The organism is Pseudomonas sp. P5_A2_2 (assembly GCF_054177685.1).
In genome coordinates this window covers 1-5,372 of the sequence record NZ_JBGCUL010000272.1, presented here as the reverse complement: position 1 = coordinate 5,372, position 5,372 = coordinate 1, and the positions used below count along the sequence as shown (strand labels likewise).

Annotated in this window: 5 protein-coding genes and 1 pseudogene; 4 read left to right on the top strand and 2 right to left on the bottom strand. The window is 61.2% G+C overall.

The features are described from left to right. Both ACXRVY_RS16035 and ACXRVY_RS16030 read right to left on the bottom strand, forming a co-directional pair. The coding region (locus ACXRVY_RS16035) for an agmatinase (RefSeq protein ID WP_458237741.1) at positions 1-716 on the bottom strand (716 nt) is incomplete at its 3' end. 20 nt (positions 717-736) lie between these two features. Beyond that, the gene (locus tag ACXRVY_RS16030) at positions 737-1,828 is read right to left on the bottom strand and encodes a polyamine ABC transporter substrate-binding protein (protein WP_223463895.1); all 1,092 of its coding nucleotides are present in this window, start codon (positions 1,826-1,828) and stop codon (positions 737-739) included. A 101-nt stretch (positions 1,829-1,929) separates the two neighbouring features. Here ACXRVY_RS16030 and ACXRVY_RS16025 point away from each other — a divergent pair, with 101 nt between their 5' ends. From ACXRVY_RS16025 to ACXRVY_RS16010, 4 genes and pseudogenes are all read left to right on the top strand, one after another. Beyond that, positions 1,930-2,823 carry a LysR family transcriptional regulator gene (locus ACXRVY_RS16025; RefSeq protein WP_458237740.1) on the top strand — a complete coding sequence of 298 codons (894 nt, stop codon included), beginning with the start codon at positions 1,930-1,932 and terminating at the stop codon, positions 2,821-2,823. A 164-nt stretch (positions 2,824-2,987) separates the two neighbouring features. Then, entirely contained in the window at positions 2,988-4,094 is a 1,107-nt protein-coding gene (locus tag ACXRVY_RS16020; protein WP_223463893.1) for an enoyl-CoA hydratase/isomerase family protein, read from the top strand. 3 nt (positions 4,095-4,097) lie between these two features. Next, a complete protein-coding gene (locus ACXRVY_RS16015; RefSeq protein WP_108217480.1) occupies positions 4,098-5,249 on the top strand; it encodes an acyl-CoA dehydrogenase family protein in 1,152 nt (383 codons plus the stop codon). A gap of 27 nt (positions 5,250-5,276) precedes the next feature. Beyond that, a pseudogene (locus tag ACXRVY_RS16010) lies at positions 5,277-5,372 on the top strand (outer membrane lipoprotein carrier protein LolA); the annotation flags it as partial.

Sequence of the window (5,372 nt, the reverse complement as noted above, 5' to 3'; positions counted from 1 at the left end):
GTCAAGTACACCGGGTTGTCGCCGACCCGCGCGCGAATAGCCTCGACAATCGCTTCGCAGCCACGGCGATGCACCTGCCGCGCGTCGAGCACTTGAAAGCCTTGATGATCATCGTTGGTGGTGCGCAAGCCGATTTGTACCGAGCGTGACGGGTCCACCAGCCCTTCCCTGGCCGCGTGCCAGAACATGGTGCCGTGATCGATGCGCTTGCCCTCTTCGTCCGGCCAGGTGTCGCTGTGGGCGTCGAAGTGGATCAGCGACAACGCCCCGTGCTTGCGGGCATGGGCCTTGAGCAGCGGATAGGTGATGAAATGGTCGCCACCAAAAGTCAGCATCGCCGTGCCGGCATTGAGGATGCGTTCAGCGTGGGCCTCGATGCATTCCGGTGTCGACTGCGGCGAGCCGAAATCGAAGTCGCAATCGCCGTAGTCGATCACCGCCAGGTGATCGAACGGGTCGAAGGTCCATGGCCAGTGCCGTTCCCAGGCAATTCCGGTCGAGGCCGCACGAATGCCACGTGGTCCGAAGCGTGCGCCGGGGCGGTTGCTGGTGGCCGTATCGAACGGCACACCACTGACCGCCACATCGACCCCGCGCAAGTCGCGGCTGTAGCGCCGGCGCATGAAACTGGTGATGCCACCGTAGGTACTTTCGGCGGCCGTGCCGTAAAGGCTGTCACGGGTGATAGCTTGATCGTTCTGCATCGGAACGTCCATTGAAGGCTCCTTCTCTTTTCTTATTGGCGGCTACGGAAAGTGGTCCACAAGCGGGTGCGCTGGCGCATGTCCTTGAGGCTCATGCTGCGGTCGGCGTAAAGCCGGTCACGCACATCGGCGGGTGGGTAAATGTCCGGATCTGTGCGCACTGCCTCRTCCACCAGCGGCGTGGCGGCCTGGTTGGCGGTGGCAAAAAATAGCGTGTTGGTCAGCGCCGCGACGGACTCGGGGCGCAACATGAATTCGATGAACTGGCGGGCAGCCTCGGGGTGTGGCGCGTCCTTGGGGATCGCCAGGTTGTCCTGCCACACGATGGTGCCTTCCCTGGGAATCCGGTAGGCGATTTCATAGGGCTTGTTGGCCTTGCGTGCCTGGTCGGCGGCCATGCTGGCGTCACCGTTGTAGGTCAGCGCAAGGCAGATGCTGCCATTGGCCAGATCGTTGATCTGCCGCCCGCTGGCGACGTAAAGCACCGAGGGTTGCAACTGATGCAATAACGTTTGGGCCGCGTCGAGATCAATCTTGTCGGTGCTGTACGGATCCTTGCCCAGATAATGCAAGGCCAGGCCGATCACTTCCTGTGGTGAATCAATGACCGCGATGCCACAGTCCTTCAGCTTGCTGGCGTATTCCGGTTTGAACAGCAGGTCCAGGCTGTTGAGCGGTACATTCGGCAGGCGTTTGTTCACCTCCTCGACATTCATCCCGAGCCCCAGGGTGCCCCAGGTATAGGGCACGCCATAGCGATTACCGGGATCGACCGCGGCCATCTTTTCCAACAGGTCGGGATCAAGATTGGCGTAGCCCTTCAGGCCCTCATGGGGGATGGCCTTGAGCGCACCTGCCGCCAGGCCGCGCGCCAGTACACTGGACGACGGGACGACCACGTCGTACCCGCTGCCACCGGTGAGCAGCTTGGTTTCCAGTATCTCCGGCGCATCGAAGGTGTCGTAGCGCACATGGATGCCCGTCTCCTGCTCGAACCGTTGCAGGGTTTCGGGGGCGACGTAATCGGCCCAACTGTACAGATTGACCACCTTGTCCTCGGCCTGGGCCGAAGCGGCAACGACGAGCAACAGCGCGGGTAAACACAGCTTGAACATGGGAGCCATGACGAACACCTGACCAGAGGAAGTGGTTGCAGGATGCGTCGTTGGATACATTGGTAAAATATCAAGTTAATTAACCTGACTTTATGACGGAGTAATGTTTGATGCTCGGCCAACTGCATGATCTGGATCTGCAATTATTGCGGCTGTTCGTCAGCGTGGTGGAGTGCGGCGGCTTCAGCGCAGCCCAGGGCGAGTTGGGGTTGAGCCAGTCGAKCATCAGCCAGCAAATGGCCAAACTGGAAACCCGCCTTGGCTATCGCTTGTGCAGTCGCGGCAAGGGCGGATTCAAGATCACTCCCAAGGGCGAGCAATTGCTCAGCGCCACCCGTGGACTGTTCGAGTCCATCGAAGCCTTCCGTCATCAATCCAACGGCGTGGCCGGACGCCTGATCGGCGAAGTGCGTCTGGGCCTGTCCGAAGCCCTGGATCAATCGGTGCTGCAACGGGTGGCCGAAGCAATCCGGCGCTTCCGTGAGCGGGACGAGTCGGTGCGTATCGAGCTGATCAGCGCCATGCCCGGCGAGATGGAACGCCTGCTGCTGCAACAGCGGCTGGACCTGGCCATCGGCTACTTCTCGCAAGTACAAAGTGCGTTTGACTACCGCGAACTGTTCATTGAAACCCAGCACCTGTATTGCGCCCCCGGCCATCCACTGTTCACCAACACGAACCCGATCGATCAGGACCTGCAGGCCAGCGACCGGGTCGATCACCCCTACCGTTTCCTGCGCAGTGACGAACCCTTTCAGGGCAAGCGGTGTTCGGCGCGCTCCGAACAGGTCGAAGGCACCCTCGCCTTCATCCTTTCCGGCAAGCATGTGGGTTATTTGCCCAGCCACTTTGCCCGTGGCTGGGAAGACAAAGGTCTGCTCAGGGCCGTGCGTCGCGGCGACATGAGTTTCGATGTCGCGTTTCATCTGGCCCGGCACCGGGCACAGGTGGCCGGCGATGCGCAGAAGGCATTCGAAGAGGACCTGCTCGCGGCGTTTGCCTGAATACGTCGTGGTCTACGCTGTAACAGTACCGGACACAGACATGCAAAAATGCACAGATAACCTGCACTTATCCGGGTTGTACAAGGCAAATTTGCACTGATACGATCCGTCATCGCTCGCGCGCGAGCATCTCGATAAAGAACAATAAAAGCAGGGAGTTAGTGATGACTGCTCAGGTTTCATCGAAGGGGGCGCTGCCCATGGAGGCCATGCAAAACGAAGTGCTGGCCGAGGTTCGCAACCACATTGGTCACCTGACCCTCAACCGCCCCGCCGGCCTCAACGCCCTGACCCTGGACATGGTGCGCAGCCTGCACCGCCAGCTCGACGCCTGGGCCCAGGATTCGCGAGTGCATGCCGTGGTCCTGCGCGGTGCCGGGGAAAAAGCCTTCTGCGCCGGCGGCGACATACGCTCGCTGTATGACAGTTTCAAAAGCGGCGACACCCTGCACGAAGATTTCTTCGTCGAGGAATACGCCCTCGACCTCGCGATCCACCATTACCGCAAACCGGTGCTGGCCCTGATGGACGGTTTTGTCCTCGGCGGCGGTATGGGCCTGGTGCAAGGCGCAGACTTGCGCGTGGTTACTGAAAAAAGCCGTCTGGCGATGCCGGAAGTCGGCATTGGCTACTTCCCCGACGTCGGCGGCAGCTACTTCCTGGCGCGCATTCCCGGTGAACTGGGAATTTACCTCGGCGTCAGCGGCGCACAGATTCGCGCCGCCGATGCGCTGTATTGCGGGCTGGCGGACTGGTACCTGGAAAGCGACAAACTGGGCGCCCTGGACGAGAAACTTGACCAGCTCGAATGGCACGACACGCCGCTCAAGGACCTGCAAGGCCTGTTGGCGAAATTCGCGGTGCAGCAACTGCCTGATGCGCCACTGGCGACTTTGCGCCCGGCCATCGACCACTTCTTCGCCCTACCCGATGTGCCGAGTATTGTGGAGCAACTGCGTCAGGTCACGGTCGCCGACAGCCATGAGTGGGCCGTCACCACCGCCAACCTGCTGGAAACCCGCTCGCCGCTGGCCATGGCCGTGACCCTGGAAATGCTCCGTCGCGGACGCGAGCTGCCCCTTGAACAATGCTTCGCCCTTGAGCTGCATCTGGACCGCCAGTGGTTCGAGCGCGGCGACCTGATCGAAGGCGTGCGCGCCTTGCTGATCGACAAAGACAAGACACCCCGTTGGAACCCGCCCACCCTCCAGGCGCTGGACGCCGAACACGTGGCGAGCTTCTTCAGCGGGTTTGACCAGAGCGAGAGCTGAGCCATGCACGATATCGAATTGAGCGAAGAACAAGTCATGATCCGCGACATGGCCCGGGATTTTGCCCGCGGCGAAATCGCGCCCCATGCCCAGGCCTGGGAAAAGGCCGGCTGGATCGACGACGGTCTGGTGGCGAAGATGGGCGAACTCGGCTTGTTGGGCATGGTTGTGCCCGAGGAATGGGGTGGCACCTATGTCGACTACGTCGCCTACGCCCTGGCGGTAGAAGAGATTTCCGCCGGCGACGGTGCTACCGGCGCTTTCATGAGCATCCACAACTCCGTGGGCTGCGGGCCGGTACTCAACTACGGCAGCGAAGAACAGAAACAGACCTGGCTGGCGGACCTGGCCAGCGGAAAGGTTATCGGCTGCTTCTGCCTGACCGAACCCCAGGCCGGTTCCGAGGCACACAACCTGCGCACCCGTGCCGAACTGCGCGACGGCCAGTGGGTGATCAACGGCGCCAAGCAATTCGTCAGCAACGGCAAGCGCGCCAAGCTCGCAATTGTATTTGCCGTGACCGATCCGGACCTGGGCAAGCGTGGCATCTCGGCGTTCCTGGTACCCACCGACACCGCCGGTTTTATCGTCGATCGCACCGAACACAAGATGGGCATCCGTGCTTCCGACACCTGCGCGGTGACCCTGAACGACTGCACCATTCCCGAAGCCAATCTGCTGGGCGAACGCGGCAAGGGTCTGGCCATCGCCTTGTCCAACCTCGAAGGCGGGCGAATCGGCATCGCAGCTCAAGCACTCGGCATCGCTCGCGCGGCGTTCGAAGCGGCGCTGGCCTACTCCCGTGATCGGGTACAGTTTGGCAAGACGATCAATGAACACCAGAGCATCGCCAATTTGCTGGCCGACATGCACATGCAACTCAACGCGGCGCGACTGATGATCCTGCACGCCGCGCGCCTGCGCACGGCCGGCAAACCCTGCCTGTCGGAGGCCTCACAGGCCAAGCTGTTTGCTTCGGAAATGGCGGAAAAGGTCTGCTCGTCCGCCATTCAGATTCATGGCGGGTATGGGTACCTGGAAGACTATCCGGTGGAGAAGTACTACCGGGATGCGCGGATCACGCAGATCTACGAAGGGTCCAGCGAGATTCAGCGGATGGTGATTGCCCGCGAACTGAAGAACTATCTGGTGTGAAGCCCTGTAGGAGCGAGCTCGCTCGCGATGGAGGTCAACGATGACGCGGGGCACCTGAATCAACCCGGTGCCCTCAGGTTTTTCGCGAGCAGGCTCGCTCCTACAGTGTTCTGCGTGTTACTA